The sequence below is a fragment of the Pseudorhodoferax sp. Leaf265 genome (assembly GCF_001422365.1).
Taxonomy (GTDB): domain Bacteria; phylum Pseudomonadota; class Gammaproteobacteria; order Burkholderiales; family Burkholderiaceae_C; genus Pseudorhodoferax.
The window spans coordinates 41900-58813 of sequence record NZ_LMMT01000021.1 but is presented as its reverse complement, the minus strand read 5'-3'; the positions used below and the strand labels follow the sequence as shown (position 1 = coordinate 58813).

General features: G+C 70.8%; 19 protein-coding genes. 9 read left to right on the top strand and 10 right to left on the bottom strand.

Translation table 11 applies throughout. The annotated features are described in order from the left end of the window. The first annotated feature begins 9 nt into the window (after window positions 1-9). The 5 genes from ASF45_RS18210 to ASF45_RS18190 all read left to right on the top strand — a co-directional run bounded on the left by ASF45_RS18210 (window position 10) and on the right by ASF45_RS18190 (window position 3820). Window positions 10-1146: a serine hydrolase gene (locus ASF45_RS18210; RefSeq protein WP_082551105.1), complete on the top strand. Its 1137-nt coding sequence runs from the start codon at window positions 10-12 to the stop codon at window positions 1144-1146. A 50-nt stretch (window positions 1147-1196) separates the two neighbouring features. Beyond that, window positions 1197-1589: a nuclear transport factor 2 family protein gene (locus tag ASF45_RS18205; protein ID WP_056665681.1), complete on the top strand. Its 393-nt coding sequence runs from the start codon at window positions 1197-1199 to the stop codon at window positions 1587-1589. Beyond that, complete coding sequence (locus ASF45_RS18200; RefSeq protein WP_235580961.1) at window positions 1586-2059, top strand: DUF1294 domain-containing protein; 474 nt, start codon at window positions 1586-1588, stop codon at window positions 2057-2059. The genes ASF45_RS18205 and ASF45_RS18200 overlap by 4 nt, the downstream gene beginning before the upstream one ends. After that, window positions 2056-2787: a hypothetical protein gene (locus tag ASF45_RS18195; protein ID WP_235580960.1), complete on the top strand. Its 732-nt coding sequence runs from the start codon at window positions 2056-2058 to the stop codon at window positions 2785-2787. The genes ASF45_RS18200 and ASF45_RS18195 overlap by 4 nt, the downstream gene beginning before the upstream one ends. A 100-nt stretch (window positions 2788-2887) precedes the next feature. Next, window positions 2888-3820, top strand: coding sequence for an AEC family transporter (locus ASF45_RS18190; RefSeq protein ID WP_056665678.1), 933 nt, complete (start codon window positions 2888-2890; stop codon window positions 3818-3820). Between the two features lie 3 nt (window positions 3821-3823). On the opposite strand, the gene ASF45_RS18185 is transcribed toward ASF45_RS18190, so the two are convergent. Beyond that, window positions 3824-4756 carry a LysR substrate-binding domain-containing protein gene (locus ASF45_RS18185; protein WP_056665676.1) on the bottom strand — a complete coding sequence of 311 codons (933 nt, stop codon included), beginning with the start codon at window positions 4754-4756 and terminating at the stop codon, window positions 3824-3826. A 107-nt stretch (window positions 4757-4863) separates the two neighbouring features. Here ASF45_RS18185 and ASF45_RS18180 point away from each other — a divergent pair, with 107 nt between their 5' ends. Next, a complete protein-coding gene (locus ASF45_RS18180) occupies window positions 4864-5952 on the top strand; it encodes a tartrate dehydrogenase (RefSeq protein ID WP_056665673.1) in 1089 nt (362 codons plus the stop codon). Window positions 5953-6061: 109 nt separating this feature from the next. After that, window positions 6062-7024 (top strand): tripartite tricarboxylate transporter substrate binding protein, encoded by a 963-nt coding sequence (locus ASF45_RS18175; protein ID WP_056665671.1) that lies wholly within the window; start codon window positions 6062-6064, stop codon window positions 7022-7024. Window positions 7025-7030: 6 nt separating this feature from the next. Here ASF45_RS18175 and ASF45_RS18170 read toward each other — a convergent pair whose 3' ends face one another. The 3 genes from ASF45_RS18170 to ASF45_RS18160 are packed head-to-tail and all read right to left on the bottom strand — an operon-like array spanning window position 7031 to window position 9218. Further along, complete coding sequence (locus tag ASF45_RS18170) at window positions 7031-7648, bottom strand: NAD(P)-dependent oxidoreductase (protein WP_056665668.1); 618 nt, start codon at window positions 7646-7648, stop codon at window positions 7031-7033. A 32-nt stretch (window positions 7649-7680) separates the two neighbouring features. Further along, on the bottom strand, window positions 7681-8331 hold the full coding sequence (locus ASF45_RS18165; RefSeq protein WP_082551103.1) for a DsbA family protein: 651 nt from the start codon (window positions 8329-8331) through the stop codon (window positions 7681-7683). After that, complete coding sequence (locus ASF45_RS18160; RefSeq protein ID WP_056665663.1) at window positions 8328-9218, bottom strand: MBL fold metallo-hydrolase; 891 nt, start codon at window positions 9216-9218, stop codon at window positions 8328-8330. Before ASF45_RS18160 ends, ASF45_RS18165 begins: the two co-directional genes overlap by 4 nt. Before the next feature lie 112 nt (window positions 9219-9330). Here ASF45_RS18160 and ASF45_RS18155 point away from each other — a divergent pair, with 112 nt between their 5' ends. Together ASF45_RS18155 and ASF45_RS18150 are read left to right on the top strand one after the other, a co-directional pair. Continuing rightward, the gene (locus ASF45_RS18155; RefSeq protein WP_056665661.1) at window positions 9331-10278 is read left to right on the top strand and encodes a LysR family transcriptional regulator; all 948 of its coding nucleotides are present in this window, start codon (window positions 9331-9333) and stop codon (window positions 10276-10278) included. Window positions 10279-10358: 80 nt separating this feature from the next. After that, a complete protein-coding gene (locus ASF45_RS18150) occupies window positions 10359-10943 on the top strand; it encodes an alpha/beta hydrolase (RefSeq protein ID WP_056665659.1) in 585 nt (194 codons plus the stop codon). Here ASF45_RS18150 and ASF45_RS18145 read toward each other — a convergent pair whose 3' ends face one another. From ASF45_RS18145 to ASF45_RS18120, 6 genes are read right to left on the bottom strand one after another with little or no spacing between them, the layout of a single operon-like run. Continuing rightward, window positions 10944-11492 carry a peroxiredoxin gene (locus tag ASF45_RS18145; protein ID WP_369802143.1) on the bottom strand — a complete coding sequence of 183 codons (549 nt, stop codon included), beginning with the start codon at window positions 11490-11492 and terminating at the stop codon, window positions 10944-10946. Between the two features lie 55 nt (window positions 11493-11547). Beyond that, on the bottom strand, window positions 11548-13062 hold the full coding sequence (locus ASF45_RS18140; protein WP_082551102.1) for an aldehyde dehydrogenase family protein: 1515 nt from the start codon (window positions 13060-13062) through the stop codon (window positions 11548-11550). A 47-nt stretch (window positions 13063-13109) separates the two neighbouring features. Further along, window positions 13110-13979, bottom strand: a complete 870-nt coding sequence (locus tag ASF45_RS18135) for an ABC transporter permease (RefSeq protein ID WP_056665656.1) — start codon at window positions 13977-13979, stop codon at window positions 13110-13112. After that, window positions 13976-14842 carry an ABC transporter ATP-binding protein gene (locus ASF45_RS18130; protein WP_156473083.1) on the bottom strand — a complete coding sequence of 289 codons (867 nt, stop codon included), beginning with the start codon at window positions 14840-14842 and terminating at the stop codon, window positions 13976-13978. Before ASF45_RS18130 ends, ASF45_RS18135 begins: the two co-directional genes overlap by 4 nt. A gap of 7 nt (window positions 14843-14849) precedes the next feature. Then, complete coding sequence (locus tag ASF45_RS18125) at window positions 14850-15863, bottom strand: ABC transporter substrate-binding protein (RefSeq protein WP_056665653.1); 1014 nt, start codon at window positions 15861-15863, stop codon at window positions 14850-14852. Window position 15864: 1 nt separating this feature from the next. Further along, on the bottom strand, window positions 15865-16875 hold the full coding sequence (locus ASF45_RS18120; protein ID WP_056665650.1) for an ABC transporter substrate-binding protein: 1011 nt from the start codon (window positions 16873-16875) through the stop codon (window positions 15865-15867). Window positions 16876-16914 lie beyond the last annotated feature (39 nt).

Genomic DNA, 16914 nt, shown 5'->3' with positions numbered 1-16914 from the left:
GAACACGCCATGCATTCCGCGAACCCGCCCGCGCAGCCGGCCACGCGCAACCGCCGCACGCTGCTGCAAGCCGCCGCCCTGGCCTGCGCACCCGCCATCGCCGCCCCGGAGGTGGACCCCTTCGCCTGGCCGCGCGCCGATGCGGCGGCCGGTGGTGTCGCCGCCGGTCTCGGCGCCGCGCTCGACGAGGGCGTGCGCGGCGGCAAGTTTCCAGACCTGCATGCCGTGGTCGTCGTGCGACATGGCGCCATCGTGCTGGAGCGCTACTACACCGGTCCCGACGAGCGCTGGGGCACGCCGCTGGGCTGCGTGGCCTTCGACGCCCGCACGCGGCACGACCTGCGCTCGGTCAGCAAGAGCATCGTGGGCCTGCTCTACGGCATCGCGCTGGCCGAAGGCAAGGTGCCGGCACCGGACCAGCCCGTGCTCGACGCCTTTCCGGCCTACGCCGACCTGGCCGCCGAGCCGGCCCGGCGCGCCATCACCATCGCCCATGTGCTGTCCATGACCATGGGCCTGGCCTGGAACGAGGACCTGCCCTACACCGACCCGGCCAACAGCGAGATCGCGATGGAGCGCAGTGCCGACCGCTACCGCTACGTGCTGTCGCAGCCCATCGTCGGCGCACCCGGTGCGGCCTGGCGCTACAGCGGCGGTGCCACTGCCCTGCTGGGTCACCTGATCGCGCGCGGCACCGGCATGCCGCTGCTGGAGTACGCACGCGCCCGGCTGTTTGCGCCGCTGGGCATCGAAGACGTGGAGTGGACACCGGGCCTGAATGGCGAGGCGGCCGCGGCCTCGGGCCTGCGCATGCGCGCGCCCGACCTCGCACGCGTGGGCCAGCTGGTGCTGGACCAGGGCCGCTGGCAGGGCCGCAGCGTGGTGCCGGCCGACTGGATCACAGCCTCCCTGAGCCCGCGCACGGCCGCCTTCGAGGGCGTGCAATATGGCTACCACTGGTACCTGGCGCGGCGCGCCGACGGTACGCCCTTCGGCACGCTGGGCATCGGGCTGGGCGGGCAGCGGCTGGTGGTGGTGCCGGGCGCGGACCTGGTGTACGTGGTCTTCATGGGCAACTACTACCGCAAGGATCAACTGGGGCCGGTGTTCGGGGTGCAGGGGCTGGTCCACGGCGCCATCCGCTAGGCCGGGTCGGCTATCGTCGGGGTGCCACCAGCTCCTGAAACGACAATTCCATGGCCATCGACACGCTTGCCACCTGGCACCACCTGGTCTCCACACGCAACACCCAGGGCCTCGCCGACCTGCTGGCCGACGAAGTCGTGTTCCACTCTCCCGTGGTCCATACGCCGCAGGTCGGCAGGCCGGTGACGACCCAGTACCTGTCGGCCGCCTTCCACGTCTTCTTCAACGAAAGCTTCCGCTACGTCCGCGAGACCACGGGCCCGTCGTCGGCGGTGCTGGAGTTCCAGGTGGACATCGACGGCATCGCCGTCAACGGCGTCGACAGCTTCCAATGGAACGCCGCGGGCAAAATCACCGAGTTCAAGGTCTTCATCCGTCCGCTCAAGGCGATCAACCTCGTGCACCAGAAGATGGCGGCCATGCTGCAGGCGCGCAAGGCTTGACGCGGTTCACCGGCCACGGGAAGGACAAGCGCGCCAGGAGCATCGCGCTGGTACCGGTGGGGCGCATCCCCGTCCCGCGCGCCGCCCGGCGCCGTGACAGCCCGGCGCCATGGAGCACGGCAAGCGCCCTGGCCATTCCGGCATTCCTCCTGGTCTATGCAGCGGTGGCCCTGCTGTGGCGCGTGCCGGCCTGGGTTGCGGGGCTGTACCTGGTGGCCAGCACCGTCTGCTTCCTGGCCTACGCCATCGACAAGTCGGCCGCCACTGCGGGCCGCTGGCGCATCGCCGAGCGCACGCTGTTGCTGCTGGGCCTGGCCGGTGGCTGGCCGGGCGCCATCCTGGCGCAGCAGCTGCTGCGCCACAAGACCAGCAAGGCAGCGTTCCGGGTGGCGTTCTGGGCCACGGTCGTGCTCAACACCGCGGCCTTCGTCGCGCTCCACGCGCCGCTGGCGCAGGCCTGGCGCGCATGAACCCGCGCGCCCGCGCCATCCGGCAGATGACCGAGCGCCTCTCGCGCGATGCCTTCCCCCGCCTGCAGATGGCGCTGATCGTGGCGCTCACGGGCGGCTTCGGCCTGCTCGCCTCCTTCGTGCTGCTGCGACTGGGCCTGGACGCGATGGCACTGCGCTATCCGCTCGCGCTGTGCTGCGCCTACGGATTCTTCCTGTTCCTGGTCTGGCTCTGGCTGCGCACCAACGCCGCGGACTACGTGGACCTGGTCGATGTTCCGGGGCCGCTGCCACGGTTGCCGGAACGCATGCCCGGTTTCCAGAGCGGTGGCGGTGGCGACTTCGGCGGGGGCGGTGCCTCGGCGGCGTTCGACAGCGCGTCCGTGGACGCTTCGCCCATGGGCCCGCTGGGCAACGCCGCCAGCACCGCGGCCGAAGGGGACGAACTCGCCATCCCGCTCCTGGCCATCGTCCTGGCCGTCGGCCTGGCGCTGGCCTCGCTCTACGTTGTCTACATCGCGCCGGTGCTGTTCGCCGAGGTGCTCGTGGACGGTGCGCTCTCCTATGCGCTGTTCCGCCACCTGCGCGGCCAGGACCCAGCGCACTGGCTGTCCACCACGGTGCGGCGGACCGTGCTGCCGTTCGCTGCCACGGCCGTGTTCGTGGCGCTGGTTGGCGTGGCCATGACGGCCTATGCGCCCGGTGCGCGTTCGATCGGCGAGGTGCTGGAGCACGCGGCACGGCGTTGAGTCCAGCGGGCCCGGCACCGGCACGCGACTTGCGTGACGGCGGTGACCGGTCAGAATCCCGACTGTTCCCGATGATGCACACCGCCCTCCCTTCTCTCCGATGAACGCTGTCGGCAATGTGCTCGCGGCCACGGGTCCGATCTACCTGCTGATCCTGGCCGGCTTCCTGTGCGTGCGCCTGCGCGTGTTCGATGCCACGCAGGTGCGCGTTCTGGGCCGCTTCGCCACGCTGATCGCGCTGCCCGCGCTGCTGCTGCGCGCGCTGGCCAGCCGGCCGCTGGGCGAGGTGCTGAGCCCGCGCTTCCTCATGGCCTACGCGGCCGGCTCGCTCGCGGCGCTGGCATTGGGCTTCTTCTGGGCACGCCGCGTGCGCCGCGACGGCGTGACCAAGGCCGCGATCATGGGCATGGGGATGTCGGGCTCCAACAGCGCCTTTTTCGGCTACCCGATCGCCTCGCAACTGCTGGGGCCCGCCGCCGGCGTGGCGCTGGCGCTCGTGATGCTGGTGGAGAACCTGCTCATGATCCCGCTCGCGCTGTCCGTGGCCGACAGCGGCGGCGGCTCGGGCAGTGTGCTGCGGCGCCTCGGGGGTCTGGCCCATGCCATGGTGCGCAACCCGCTGGTCGTGGCCATCGCGGTGGGCATCACGGTGTCGGCGCTGGACTTGCCGGTGCCGGCCGTGCTGCACCAGACCATCAACATCGTCGCGGGCAGCGCGAGCCCGCTGGCGCTGTTCGCCATCGGCGGCGCGCTGGTGGGCCTGAAGCCCGGCGGCATGCTGGCCGACGTGGCCGCCATCACGCTGGGCAAGCTGGTGCTGCACCCGCTCATGGTGCTGTTGGCCGTCACGCTGCTGCCGCCTGGCGACAGCGAGCTGGCCAAGGCCGCGCTGGTCTACGCCTGTGTGCCCATGATGAGCGTCTACGCCGTGCTGGCGCAGAAGTACCAGCTCGAAGGCCTGTGCGCGGCCGCGCTGCTGGCCGCGATGACGCTGTCCTTCCTGACCATCAACCTCTGGCTGGCCTGGGTCTGAGCGTCACGCCGCCGTCGCGCCCTGCTGCGTGAAAGCCTGGGCCAGGAAGTCGACGAAGCCGCGCACCCGGGCCGAGGTCTGGTGGCGCTGCGGGTAGACGGCATAGATGTCGGCGTCTGGCGTGGCGTACTGCGGTAGCACCTGCACGAGCCGGCCGCTGCGCAAATGGTGCTGCACGTCCCATTCCGCGCGCATCACGATGCCGTGGCCGTCCAGCGCCCATTTCACGGCGATCTCGCCGTCGTTGGTGGTCAGGCTGCCACGCGTCTTCACCGCCTCGGGCCGGGCGCTGCGGCCCTTGCCCTTGGCCGGCGTCAGCCGCCACACGCCATAGGCCTCCTCGCCCTGGCGGATGCCGATGCAGTTGTGCGCCGTGAGGTCGTGCGCCACCTTGGGCATGCCGTGCCGCGCCAGGTAGGCCGGCGCGGCGCACAGCAGCCGGCGGTTGGCGCCGAGGTTGCGCGCGATGACACGGCTGTCCGGCGGCACACCGAAGCGCACGCAGACGTCGTACAGGTCCTCGGTCGGCGCCGGCGGGTTGACCGACAGCTGCAGCTGCACCTGCACCTGCGGGTTCTTGCGCACGAAGCGCGAGACCAGCGGCGCCACATGGCTGCGGCCGAAGCCCAGCGTGGCGTTCACGCGCAGCAGGCCCTGCGGCGTGGCCTTGGACAGGCCCAGCAGTTCGCCCAGGCCGTCGATGTCCGCCAGGATGCGGCGCGCATGCTCCAGGTAGAGCTCGCCCTCGGGCGTGAGGCCCATGCGGCGCGTGGAGCGGTTCACGAGCAGCACGCCCAGGCGCGCCTCCATCTGCGCCAGCCGCTTGCTGACGGCCGGCAGCGTCACGCCGAGCTCGCGCGCCGCCGCGCTGAGGCTGGCCGCGCCGGCCAGGGTGGAGAAGAAGCCCAGGTCGGCGGGCTGGATGCCGTGGCCCATGGTGTTGAGTTCAAGTTAAGAATGGATTCACTTTAGCGCCGATCCAGCACCTTCCGTGCTTCTTACAGTCCATCCATCCCCATACTGTTCCCCAAGGAGACGGACCCATGAAGACCTACCAGATCGCCACCATCCCCGGCGACGGCATCGGCAAGGAGGTCGTGCCGGCCGGCCGTGAAGTGCTCGAAGCCGTGGCGGCAAGCAGCAGCGGCTTCGCCTTCGAATTCGAGGACTTCGGCTGGGGCGGCGACTGGTTCCGCGCCCACGGCGAAATGATGCCGGCCAACGGCCTGGAAGCACTGAAGGGCAAGGACGCCATCCTGTTCGGCTCGGCCGGCGACCCGCACATCCCCGACCACATCACGCTGTGGGGCCTGCGCCTGAAGATCTGCCAGGGCTTCGACCAGTACGCCAACGTGCGGCCCACGCGCATCCTGCGCGGCATCGACGCGCCGCTCAAGCGTTGCGGCCCGGACGATCTGAACTGGGTCATCGTGCGCGAGAACTCCGAGGGCGAGTATTCCGGCGTGGGCGGCCGCGTGCACCAGGGTCACCCGATCGAGGCCGCGACCGACGTGTCCATCATGACCCGCGTGGGCGTGGAGCGCATCCTGCGCTACGCCTTCCAGCTGGCCCGGAGCCGCCCGCGCAAGCAGCTGACCGTGGTGACCAAGAGCAACGCCCAGCGCCACGCCATGGTGATGTGGGACGAGATCGCCGCCGAGGTCGCCGCGGGCTTCCCCGATGTGCACTGGGACAAGGAACTCGTGGACGCGATGACGGCGCGCATGGTCAACAAGCCCGCCACGCTGGACACCATCGTCGCCACCAATTTGCACGCCGACATCCTGTCGGACCTGGCGGCCGCGCTGGCGGGCAGCCTGGGCATCGCGCCCACCGGCAACATCGATCCCGAGCGCCGCTACCCCTCGATGTTCGAGCCCATCCACGGCTCGGCCTTCGACATCATGGGCAAGGGCCTGGCCAATCCGGTCGGCACCTTCTGGTCGGTCGTGATGCTGCTGGAGCACCTGGGCGAACACGAAGCCGCCCAGCGGGTGATGGCTGCCATCGAACAGGTCACGGCCGATCCCACGCTGCACACGCGCGACCTCGGCGGCCAGGCCACGACGGCCCAGGTCACGCAGGCCGTCTGCGCCCTGGTGTCCGGCAGCGCCCAGCGCAAGGCCGCCTGAGCCCGGCGGGCCCTGCGCCCGCGCCCGCGCCCTTCTTGCCCGTTCCCTTGCGAAGCAGCCACCAAGCGCTGCGGGGACGGCCTTTGCCCGCTGATTCCTGGAGACACGCATGAACCGCCGCAACACGTTCGCCACGCTGGCCCTGACCTTGGCCTGTGGCATCGCCTCCGCCCAGGCCTTCCCGAACAAGCCGATCACGCTGATCGTGCCCTTCCCACCCGGAGGCAGTTCCGACGCGCTGGCCCGCGCGCTGACCACGCCGCTGTCGCAGGCGCTGGGCCAGCCCGTCATCGTCGAGAGCCGGCCTGGCGCGGGCGCCACCATCGGCGCAGACTTCGTCGCCAAGTCCAAGGCCGACGGCACCACGCTGCTGATGGGCGCGGTGCACCACACCATCGCCACCAGCGTCTACAAGAAGCTGCCCTACGACTTCGAGAAGAGCTTCGCGCCCATCACCACGGTGGCGCTGGTGCCCAACGTGCTGGTGGTCAACGCCAAGTCCAGCGCCACCGACGTGAAGGGCCTCATCGCGCTGGCCAAGGCGGCGCCGGGCAAGATCGCCTACGGCTCCAACGGCAACGGCACGGTGCAGCACCTGATCGGCACGCAGTTCTCGGGCCTGGCGGGCGTGGAGCTCGTGCACGTGCCCTACAAGGGCAGTGCGCCGCTGACCACCGACCTGCTGGGCGGGCAGATCGACCTGTCGTTCGACACGCTGACGCCGCTGGTGCAGCACATCCAGGGCGGCAAGCTGCGCGCGCTGGCGGTGACCACGGCCAAGCGTTCCAGCACCCTGCCCGAGGTGCCCACGCTGGCCGAGTCCGGCATGCCGGGCTTCGACCAGGGCACCTGGTTCGGCATCCTCGCGCCCGCGGCCACGCCCAGGGAACTCGTCGCCCGGCTCAACGCCGAGATGGTCAAGATCATCCATTCGCCGGACTTCAAGAAGCGCATGGAGGAGATCGGCGCCGAGCCCGTGGGCGACACGGCCGAGCAGATGGCCGCACGCATCCAGGGCGACACGGCCAAGTACGCCAGGCTCGTGAAGGACGCCAAGGTGGCGATCGAGTGAGCTGGATCAGTAGCCGACCGTGAAGCGCTGGCGCGCGTGCTGCGGCCGCTCGATCTCGTCGGCCAGCGCGATGGCGAAGTCTTCCATCGAGATGTGGCTGTTGCCCTGGGCGTCGGCCAGCAGCTGGTCGCCACCCAGGCGGAACTTGCCGGTGCGCTCGCCCGGCGCGAACAGGGCCGATGGCGACAGGAAGGTCCAGTCCAGGTCTTTCTCCCCACGCAGCGCCTGCAGGAACACGCGGCCTGCACCGGCCTCGGCCTTGTACGCGTCCGGGAACTGCGGCGTGTCGATCAGCGCCACGCCGGACGCCACCTCCAGGCTGCCGGCGCCGCCGACCACGGCGATGCGCGGCACGCCGGCTTGTTTCGCGGCCGCGACCAGCGTGGCCGCATCGATGCCGCCCACGAAGCGCGTGCTGCTCACGACCACGTCGTGGCCCTGGAGCAGCGGCGCCAGCGTGGCGGCCTGCGTGGCGTCGGCGGCCACCAACGTGAGGCCGGGACGCGCCGTGGCCTTGGACGGATCGCGTGCGATGCCGGTCACGCTGTGGCCGCGCGACAGCAGTTCGTTGGCGATGCGGGAACCGGCGTTGCCGGTGATGCCGAGGATGGCGATCTTGGACATGGTGTGCTCCTTGTGAAAAAACGAAACAGGGATCAGGCGATCTGTTGCGCCAGCTCGGCGCGCCAGGCCTCGGGGCGGCCCAGCCAGGCGCCGGCGTCCAGCAGGGTGCGCTGCGCGCCGCGGACCAGGGCCAGCGTCGGAAAGCCGTGGCCGCCCACGCGCGCCAGCCACTGGCGGCTGTCGGCCACATGGGCCTGCGTGGGCGCGCCGGCCAGCGCGGTGCTCTGCGCGGCGAAGGCCTCGGGCTCCAGGCCGATGTCGGCGGCCAGGGCCTGCAGCACCGCGGCGTCCGCGATGCGCCGGCCCTCGACATAGTGGGCGCGCTGCTGGCGCGCCAGCATCTCCAGACCGCGTCCAGCCAGCGCCTCGGCGGCCAGGATGGCCGTGGTCGGCGGGGCCGAGTCCAGCATGGCGCCGGTGTCGCGCAGCAGGCCGTCGAAGTAGGCATCGCCGAAGGGCTGGCCCGACAGCGCGGCGATGCGCTGGTCGTGCGGCAGCACATGCTCGCGCCATTGCGGCGTGACGGGCCGGCGGTTGCTGCCGGCCAGCATGCCGCCGCCGTGCAGCGCGATCGCCAGGCCCGGCAGCGTGCGCGCGGCCTGCAGCAGCGGCGCGGCCGCATAGCACCAGCCGCACAGCGGGTCGAAGATGTAGTGCAGCGTGGCGGCGCTGCCGGCATTCATTGCGGCCACCGCATCTCTCCCTTGACCACGCGCGCGCTCAGTTCGAGCGAGGACAGCTCGCCCAGCGCAGGGAAACGCCTGCGCATGGCCGCGATCAGGGAGGTGCTGTCCGCCGCCGCGGCGGCCTCCTGCTCGAAGGCCTCGAGGTAGGCGCGTGTGAAGGCCACGCTCTCCAGTCCCTGCGGCACCCGGCCGTCGGTGCCGGGCAGGTAGTGCCCTGGCACCACGGTGGCCGGCTGCAGGGCCGTGATGGCATCCAGCGTCTGCAGCCATTGGCAGCGCGCGCCGGGCGTCTGCGTGTCGGCCATCCACACATGGATGTTGGCCGCGACCGGGATGCCGCCGACCACGGCGCGCAGCGAGGGAATCCAGACGAAGCTGCGCGCCGCTTCGGGGCCGCGGATCTCCAGCGTCTGCCCGTCCACCGTGAGGCGGCGCTCGCGCAGCACCTGCGGCAGCACCAACTGCGCCGGGGCATTGCTCTTGAGGATAGGCCCCCAGTGCGCGCGCTTGCCTTCCATGCTGGCGGCGATGGCGGCCACGGTCTCCGGCGTGGCCACGATGCGGGCCTGCGGGAACGCGGAGCGCAACACATCCAGGCCGAAGTAGTAGTCGGGGTCGCTGTGGCTCACGTAGATGGTGGTCAGCTTGCGGCCGCTGGCACGGATGCGCCGGACCAGCGCCTGGGCGTCGTTGCGCTGGAACTGCGCATCGACGAGCACGGCTTCATGCGGGCCGGTCACGAGCACCGAGCTGACGGGAAACACCGCCTCGGCGCCGGCGTTGTAGACCTCGAGCTTGAGCGGTTCGGTGGCCGGTGCCGCAATGGCAAAAGCCATGCCGAGGCCAGCGGCGAGCAGCGTGCGGCGGGAAGGGAGAACGGACATGGATCGGCGGTGCAGTGAAGAAGTGGCGCCATCTTAGGTTTCTCCATTCGATTGAAAAACCGCCTACCATGCAATGCTTTGTTGCGCCATTCGATGAAATCATGGACCTCTCGTGGACCGATTGACCGCCGCCGAAGTCTTCGTGCAGATCGCCGAACGCGGCAGCATGGCCGCCGCCGCCACGGCGCTGGACATGTCGCGTGCCATGGTCACGCGCTACCTGGCGCAGATGGAGCAATGGGCCGGCGCGCGGCTGCTGCACCGAACCACGCGCCGGCTCAGCCTCACCAGCGCGGGCGAGCAGGCGCTGGCCCACAGCCGCCAGCTGCTCGAGGTGGCGCGCGAGCTGCCGCGCGTGGCCGAGGACGAACGCCAGGCCGACCCGGTGCGTGGCCTGCTGCGCCTGGCCTGCGCGCAGTCGCTCGCGCAGGAGGTGCTGGCGCCGGCGGCGGCGGTGTTCCTGCAGCGCCATCCGCTCGCGGCCATCGATTTCCGCGTGGACTCGCGCGCCGTGAACCTGGTCGAGGAGCGCGTCGACCTGGCCATCCGCATCAGCAACCAGCTGGAGCCGGGCCTGGTCGCGCGCCGCCTGGGCGATTGCGCCTCGGTGGTCTGCGCCTCGGCCGAGTACCTGGCCCGCCACGGCACGCCGCAGCGGCCCGAGGACCTGGCCGCGCACCGCTGCCTGACCTACTCCTACTTCGGCCGCAGCGTCTGGGAGTTCGCCGATGCGCAAGGCCGGCCCGTCGGCGTGCCCGTGGGCGGCCCGCTCAGCGCCAACGAGACCCAGGTGCTGCTGGCGGCCGCCGCGCAGGGCGTGGGCATCACGCTGCAGCCGGTCTACGCCGCCGCTCCGCTGCTGGTGGCCGGACGGCTGCAGGCCCTGTTGCCCGCCTGGGTGCCGCAAGCCCTGGGCGTGCATGCGCTGTACCAGCCGCAACGCCGGGTGCCGCCCGTGCTGCGCGCGCTGCTGGACTTCCTGGTCGACTGGTTCGCCGCGCCCGCACACTGGCCCGCGGCCCCGGCCGCTCCTGCCCGCAGCCGCCGCACGCGCGTCTAAGCTTCCTCGAAAAGCTTCGTTGGCCCTGCGCGGCACGGCTTCCAGAATGGGGCGCTCCCTCTTCTGGACGACAACGCCGCATGCGCACATTGATCATCCCGGGCTGGCGCAACTCCGGCCCCGGCCACTGGCAAAGCCTGTGGGAGACCCGGCTGCCCGACGTGGCGCGCGTGCAGCAGGACGACTGGGTCGCGCCGCGGCGCGCAGCCTGGCTGCACAACACCGTGCAGGCCATCCTGGCCCGGCCCGACCCGGTGCTGCTGGTGGCCCACAGCCTGGGCTGCATCGTGGTGTCGCACCTGCCGTCCGAAGCCCAGGCCCGCGTGCACGGCGCGCTGCTGGTGGCGCCGGCCGACCCCGAGCGCCGTGCCGTGCTGGTGGACTTCGCGCCCGTGCCGCACGCGCAGCTGCCGTTTCGCAGCACGCTGGTGGCCAGCACCGACGACCCCTACTGCCCCGTGCGCCTGGCCGGTGCCTACGCGCGCGCCTGGGGCAGCCAGCTGGTGCGGCTGCCCGATGCCGGGCACATCAACGTGGAATCTGGGCACGGCGAATGGCCGCAAGGGCTGGAGCTGCTGCGGGCGCTGGAGCAGGCTCCGCCGCGGGCCCTGCAGCGCGTGGAGCCGCCTGCGCGCCGCACCACATTGGCACTGGCGGCGCGCTGATCAGCGCGCGGTCTTGACCAGCTGCTCGACGGCCTGCAACGTGCGCGCCACATGCGCCTCGGGATCGGAGCCGTGGTGCGTGAAGGCGATCCTGCCGTCCTTGGCGATCACGTAGGAGATGCGGTCGGCCATGTCGGCACGCCAGGACGAGCGCGCGTCGTAGTCCTCGATGGTCTTGGGGCTGGCGCCGGCCACGGCGAACTTGTCGCGGCAGGCCTCGACCGAGAAGCGCTTGAGCGTGTCGATGTTGTCGCCGGAGACGCCGACCACGGTCGCGCCCAGCGCGGCGAAGCGCTCGCTGGCCTCGGCGAACAGGTGGGCCTCCACCGTGCAGCCCTGCGTGAAGGCCTTGGGAAAGAAGTACAGCACGACCGGGCCCTTGGCCAGCGCATCGCCGAGCTGGAAGCGGAAGGTCTTGCCGCCCAGCGCGGCCTCGGCCGCGAAGGTCGGAGCCGCGTCGCCGGGCTTGAGCGCGGCCTGCGCGGCGGACAGGGACAGGGCGCAGGCGGCGAACAGCGCCGCACGGCGCAGGGACAGTCTCAGGGTCACGGACTTCTCCGGTGGACGAAGCGGCGAGTGTGCCAGCCCTGCGATGCCCCTGTGCTCAGACGTCGAACTTCACGCCCTGCGCCAGCGGCAGCTCGCGCGAGTGGTTGATGGTGTTGGTGGCGCGCCGCATGTAGGCGCGCCAGGCGTCCGAGCCCGATTCGCGGCCACCGCCGGTCTCCTTCTCGCCGCCGAAGGCGCCGCCGATCTCCGCGCCCGATGTGCCGATGTTGACGTTGGCGATGCCGCAGTCCGAGCCGCTCGCGGAAAGGAAGCGCTCGGCCTCGCGCAGGTCGTTGCTGAAGATGGCGGACGACAGGCCCTGCGGCACGTCGTTCTGCAGCGCGATGGCGTCGTCGAAATCCTCGTAGGCCAGCACATAGAGGATGGGCGCGAAGGTCTCGTGGCGCACGGTGGCGGTCTGCGCGGGCATCTCGGCGATGGCCGGGCGCACGTAGAAGGCCTGCGGCAGCTGCTCCTGCAGCACGCGCTCGCCGCCCGTCACGGCACCGCCCTCGGCGCGCGCCGCGGCCAGCGCGGCCTGCATGGCCTCGAAGGCCTGGCGGTCGATCAGCGGGCCGACCAGCGTGCCGGCCTCGAGCGGGCTGCCGATGGGCAGCTTGGCGAACGCGGTCTTGAGCCGCGCCACCAGCGCGTCCTTCACGCTGGCGTGCACGATGAGCCGGCGCGTGCTGGTGCAGCGCTGCCCGGCCGTGCCCACGGCCGCGAAGGCGATGCCGCGCACCGCGAGGTCCAGGTCGGCGCTGGGCGTGACAATCACCGCGTTGTTGCCGCCCAGCTCCAGCAGCGTGCGGCCGAAACGCTGCGCCACGCGCGGGCCCACCTCGCGCCCCATGCGCGTGCTGCCCGTGGCCGAGACCAGCGCCACGCGCGCGTCGTCGACCAGGGCCTCGCCCGTCTCGCGCAGTCCCACGACGACCTGGTTCAGCTGCGCGGGCGCCTGGCCGAAGCGCAGCGCAGCGCGCGCGAAGATGGCCTGGCAGGCCAGCGCGGTCAGCGGCGTCTTCTCCGAGGGCTTCCAGACCACGGCATTGCCGCAGACCAGCGCGAGTGCCGCGTTCCAGGCCCACACCGCCACCGGGAAGTTGAAGGCCGTGATGACGCCCACCACGCCCAGCGGATGCCAGGTCTCCATCATGCGGTGGCCCGGCCGCTCCGACGCGATGGTCAGGCCGTACAGCTGGCGCGACAGGCCGACCGCGAAGTCGCAGATGTCGACCATCTCCTGCACCTCGCCCAGGCCCTCGGTGCGGATCTTGCCGGCCTCGATGGACACCAGCTCGCCCAGCTGCGGCTTGGCCGCGCGCAGCTCCTCGCCGAGCAGGCGCACGAGCTCGCCGCGCAGGGGTGCCGGCACGTCGCGCCAGGCCAGGCTCGCGGCGCGGGCCATGCCGATGGCCGCTGCCACCTGGGACGGGCCTTCGATGGCCAGTTCGGCCAGCAGACTGCCGTCCACGGGTGAGCGGACCGCCAGCGGGCCGGCCGCCAGCTGCGTGCGGTCCACGCCCAGGCCGGCGAGAAGGGAATGGCTGCGTTCTTGGAGATCGGACATGGGACGGGGCGGTGGTTGTTCCCGCTCTTGTACCCGACCTCAAAGGCTCAGCGCTGCTGCCCCCACCGCCGCACCGTGAGCCGCTCCAGCGTGGCGAAACCCAGGGTCTCGACCGCGAGGCCGATCAGCACCACGGTGACCAGGCCGGCGAACACCTTGTCGGTATAGAGCTCGTTGCGGTTCTGGAAGATGTACCAGCCCAGACCGCCCTGCCCCGAACTGGCACCGAACACCAGCTCGGCCGCGATCAGCGTGCGCCAGGCGAAGGCCCAGCCGATCTTCAGGCCCGACAGGATGGCCGGCAGCGCGGCCGGCACCAGGATCTGCAGCGCGTAGGAGAGGCCCCTGAGCCCGTAGTTGCGGCCCGCCATGCGCAGCGTCTCGGGCACACCCTGGAAGCCCGCGAAGGTGTTGAGCGCCAGCGGCCACAGCACCGAGTGGATCAGCACGAACACCAGGCTGCCGCGGCCCAGGCCGAACCACAGCAGCGCCAGCGGCAGCAGCGCGATGGCCGGCAGCGGGTTGAACATCGAGGTCAGCGTCGAGAGCAGGTCGCGGCCCAGCTGCGTGGACACGGCCAGCAGCGTCAGCGCGAAGGCCAGCAGCACGCCGGCCACATAGCCCTGCAGCAGCACCGACAGCGAGATGCCCACGCGCGCCAGCAGTTCGCCGCTGGCGAAGCCCTCGACCAGCGCACGCATCGTCGCGGTGAACGTGGGCAGCAGCAGGTCGTTGTCCTGCCAGCGCGCGAGCAGCTCCCAGAGGATGGCCAGCGCGGCGAGGATCAGGCCCTTGCGCAGCCAGGCCTGCTGCCACAGGCGTGTGCCCAAGGGCAATGCGCGTTCGACGCTGCCCTCGGTGTAGGGCTCTAGCTGCCATTCGGCCTCGGGCCGCACGGGGGGATTGAGCGCGCTCATGCGGTCTTCTCTTCTTCGAACAACAGGTGGTGGATGCGCTGCGCCGTCGCCTGGAACTCCACGCCACCTGTGCTCTGCAGGTCGAAGGCGTGGCTGTTGATCTCGGCGCGCATGCGGCCCGGGTGCGGCGACAGCAGCGCAATGCGGCTGCCGACCACCAAGGCCTCTTCGATGGAGTGGGTCACGAACAGCAGCGTGAAACGCACCTCGTCCCACAGCGCGAGCAGTTCCTCCTGCATCTTGCGGCGCGTGAGTGCATCGAGCGCGGCGAAGGGCTCGTCCATCAGCAGCACGCGCGGCTGCATGGCCAGCGCACGCGCGATCGCCACGCGCTGCTTCATGCCGCCCGAGAGCTGGTGCGGGTGCACATCGGCGAACTTGGTCAGCCCCACCTTGTCCAGGTAGTGCAGCGCGCGCTCCGAAGCTTCCTTGCGTCCCAGCGTGCGCGAGGCCAGCAGCGGGAACATCACGTTCTCGCGCACGGTCTTCCAGGGCGGCAACTGGTCGAACTCCTGGAACACGACGATGCGGTCCGGGCCCGGCGCCGTGACGCGCCTGCCGTCGAGCCGGATCTCGCCCTCCACGGGCGGGATGAAGCCGGCGATGGCCTTGAGCAGCGTGGACTTGCCGCAGCCCGAGGGGCCCAGCAGCACATAGCGCTCGGCCGCGTGCACGTCGAAGCCCACACGGTGCGTCGCGCGCACCACGCGTTCGGGCGTGCGGTACTCCAGGCTCACGCCGTCGACCTGCAGCAGCGCGCTGCCGTCGGCCTGGCGCGCAGCCTGCGCGGGCGCCACGGTGCCCGGCGCGCGCAGCGCAGTGCCCGGTGCGGCATGGCGCAGCGTGGGGGCGGCAAGTTGCATGGTCATCTCAGGATCCAGGGCGCGCCCAGGCCTCTTCGAAGAAGTAGTCCTTCCAGGAACCGGCCTGGCTCTTCAGCACGCCGAGCTTGTGCAGTTCCTGCGCGTAGACCAGGCTGCGCTGCGGCGAGACCGTGAAGTCGTTCTCGGGGTCTTCCACGATCTGGCGCACCAGCGCCGGTGCGAGCTTGGACTTCTGCACGCGGATGAAGATGTCCGCGGCGCGGGCCTTGTCGGCCTTGACGATCTGCTCGGCCTCGACCAGCGCGGCGTAGAAAGCCTGCGTGGTCTTGGGGTTCTGCTCGCGGTACTTCTGCGTGGTGTAGAGCACGTTGAAGGTGGCTGGCCCGCCCAGGATGTCGTAGCTGCTGATGAGCTTGCGCACCTTGGGGTTGGCGGCCAGCGCCTGGTAGTAGAACGGCGCGCTCGAGAAGTGCGTGCTGATCTCGGTGCCGCCCGAGACCAGCGCGGCCGTGGCCTCCGGATGCGGCAGGCTCACCGAGATCTCGTCGAAGCGCTTGAAGTCGTCCTTGCCGAACAGCCGCGCCGTTTCGATCTGCAGCGTCCGCGACTGGAAGCCGACGCCGGCGGCCGGCACCGCGATGCGGTCCTTGGGCCCCAGGTCCTTGAGCGATTTCACGCTGGTGTTGTTGGTCAACAGGTAGTTGGGCAGCGAGCCCAGCGCGGCCAGCGCCTTGACGTTCTGGCGGCCGCGCGTGCGGTCCCACAGCGTCAGCATGGGCGGCACGCCGGCCGAGACCACGTCCAGCGCGCCGGCCAGCAAGGCCTCGTTCATGGCCGTGGCGCCCGAGATGCTGGCCCATTCGACGTCGATGTCCTGGCCCAGCGTCTTGCCGTGCTTCTCGATCAACTGCTGGTCGCGCACCACGTCCAGCAGCAGGTAGCCGATGCCGAACTGCTGGGCGATGCGGATCTTGCCCTCGGCCTGGGCCGCGCCTGCGGTCAGGGCCAGTGTGGCGGCCACGGCCGCGCCCATGGCGAGTGTTCTTCTGCGCAGGCTCATCTCAGTTGGCCTGTGCGCTGTGCGCGTCGTCGAAGAAGTAGTCGCGTGCCGAAGCAGGCTTGTTCTTGATCGCGCCCACGCGGTGCATGAACTCGGCCAGGGTGTAGGTGTTCTGCGGGGCGGTGGTGAACTGCACCTCGGGGTTCTTGATGATCGAGAGCAGCAGCGCGCGGTCGGTCTTGGCGCCCGAGACCTTGAGGTAGATGTCGGCGGCCTTCTCGGGGTTGGCGCTGATGAACTGCGCGGCCTCGTTCAGCGCGTCGGTGAAGGCTTTGTAGGTCTTGGGGTTCTCGCTGCGGAACTTCTCGGTGGCGTACAGCACGGTGGCCGAGGACGGGCCGCCCAGCACGTCGTAGGACTTCAGCACGATGCGCGCGTTCGGGTTGCCGGCCAGTTCCTGCTCCTGGAACGGCGGGTTGCCGAAGTGGCCCGTGATCTCGGTGCCACCCTTGATGATCGCGGCGGCCGCGTCGGGGTGCGGCACGGCCACGCTGATCTTGTCGAGCCTGGCGAAGTCCTTGTCGCCCCAGAGCTTGGCCGACGCCAGCTGCAGCACGCGCGACTGCACCGACACGCCCACGGCCGGCACGGCGATGCGGTCCTTGTCGGTGAAGTCGGCGATCGTCTTCACGTTCGGGTTGTTGCTGACCAGGTAGTACGGGAAGTTGCCCAGCGAGGCCACGCCCTTGACGTTCTGGCGGCCCTTGGTGCGATCCCAGATGGTCAGCAGCGGGCCCACGCCGGCACCCGCCACCTCGATGTTGCCCGACAGCAGCGCGTCGTTGACGGCCGAGCCGCCCGACAGCTTGACGAACTCGACGTGGATGTCCACGCCCGCGGCCTTGCCGTGCTTCTCGATGAGCTTTTGCTCTTGCGCCACGTTGAGCAGCAGGTAGACGATGCCGAACTGCTCGGCGATGCGGATGCGGCCTTCGGCATGGGCGGCCAAACTGCCGGCCAGCAGCGCGGCGCCCGTGGCGATGGCGGCGAGGCGGCGGGTGATGCGTTTCATGGTGGTGCGAATCTCCAGGGTGAGCGAGGCCGGCCCACG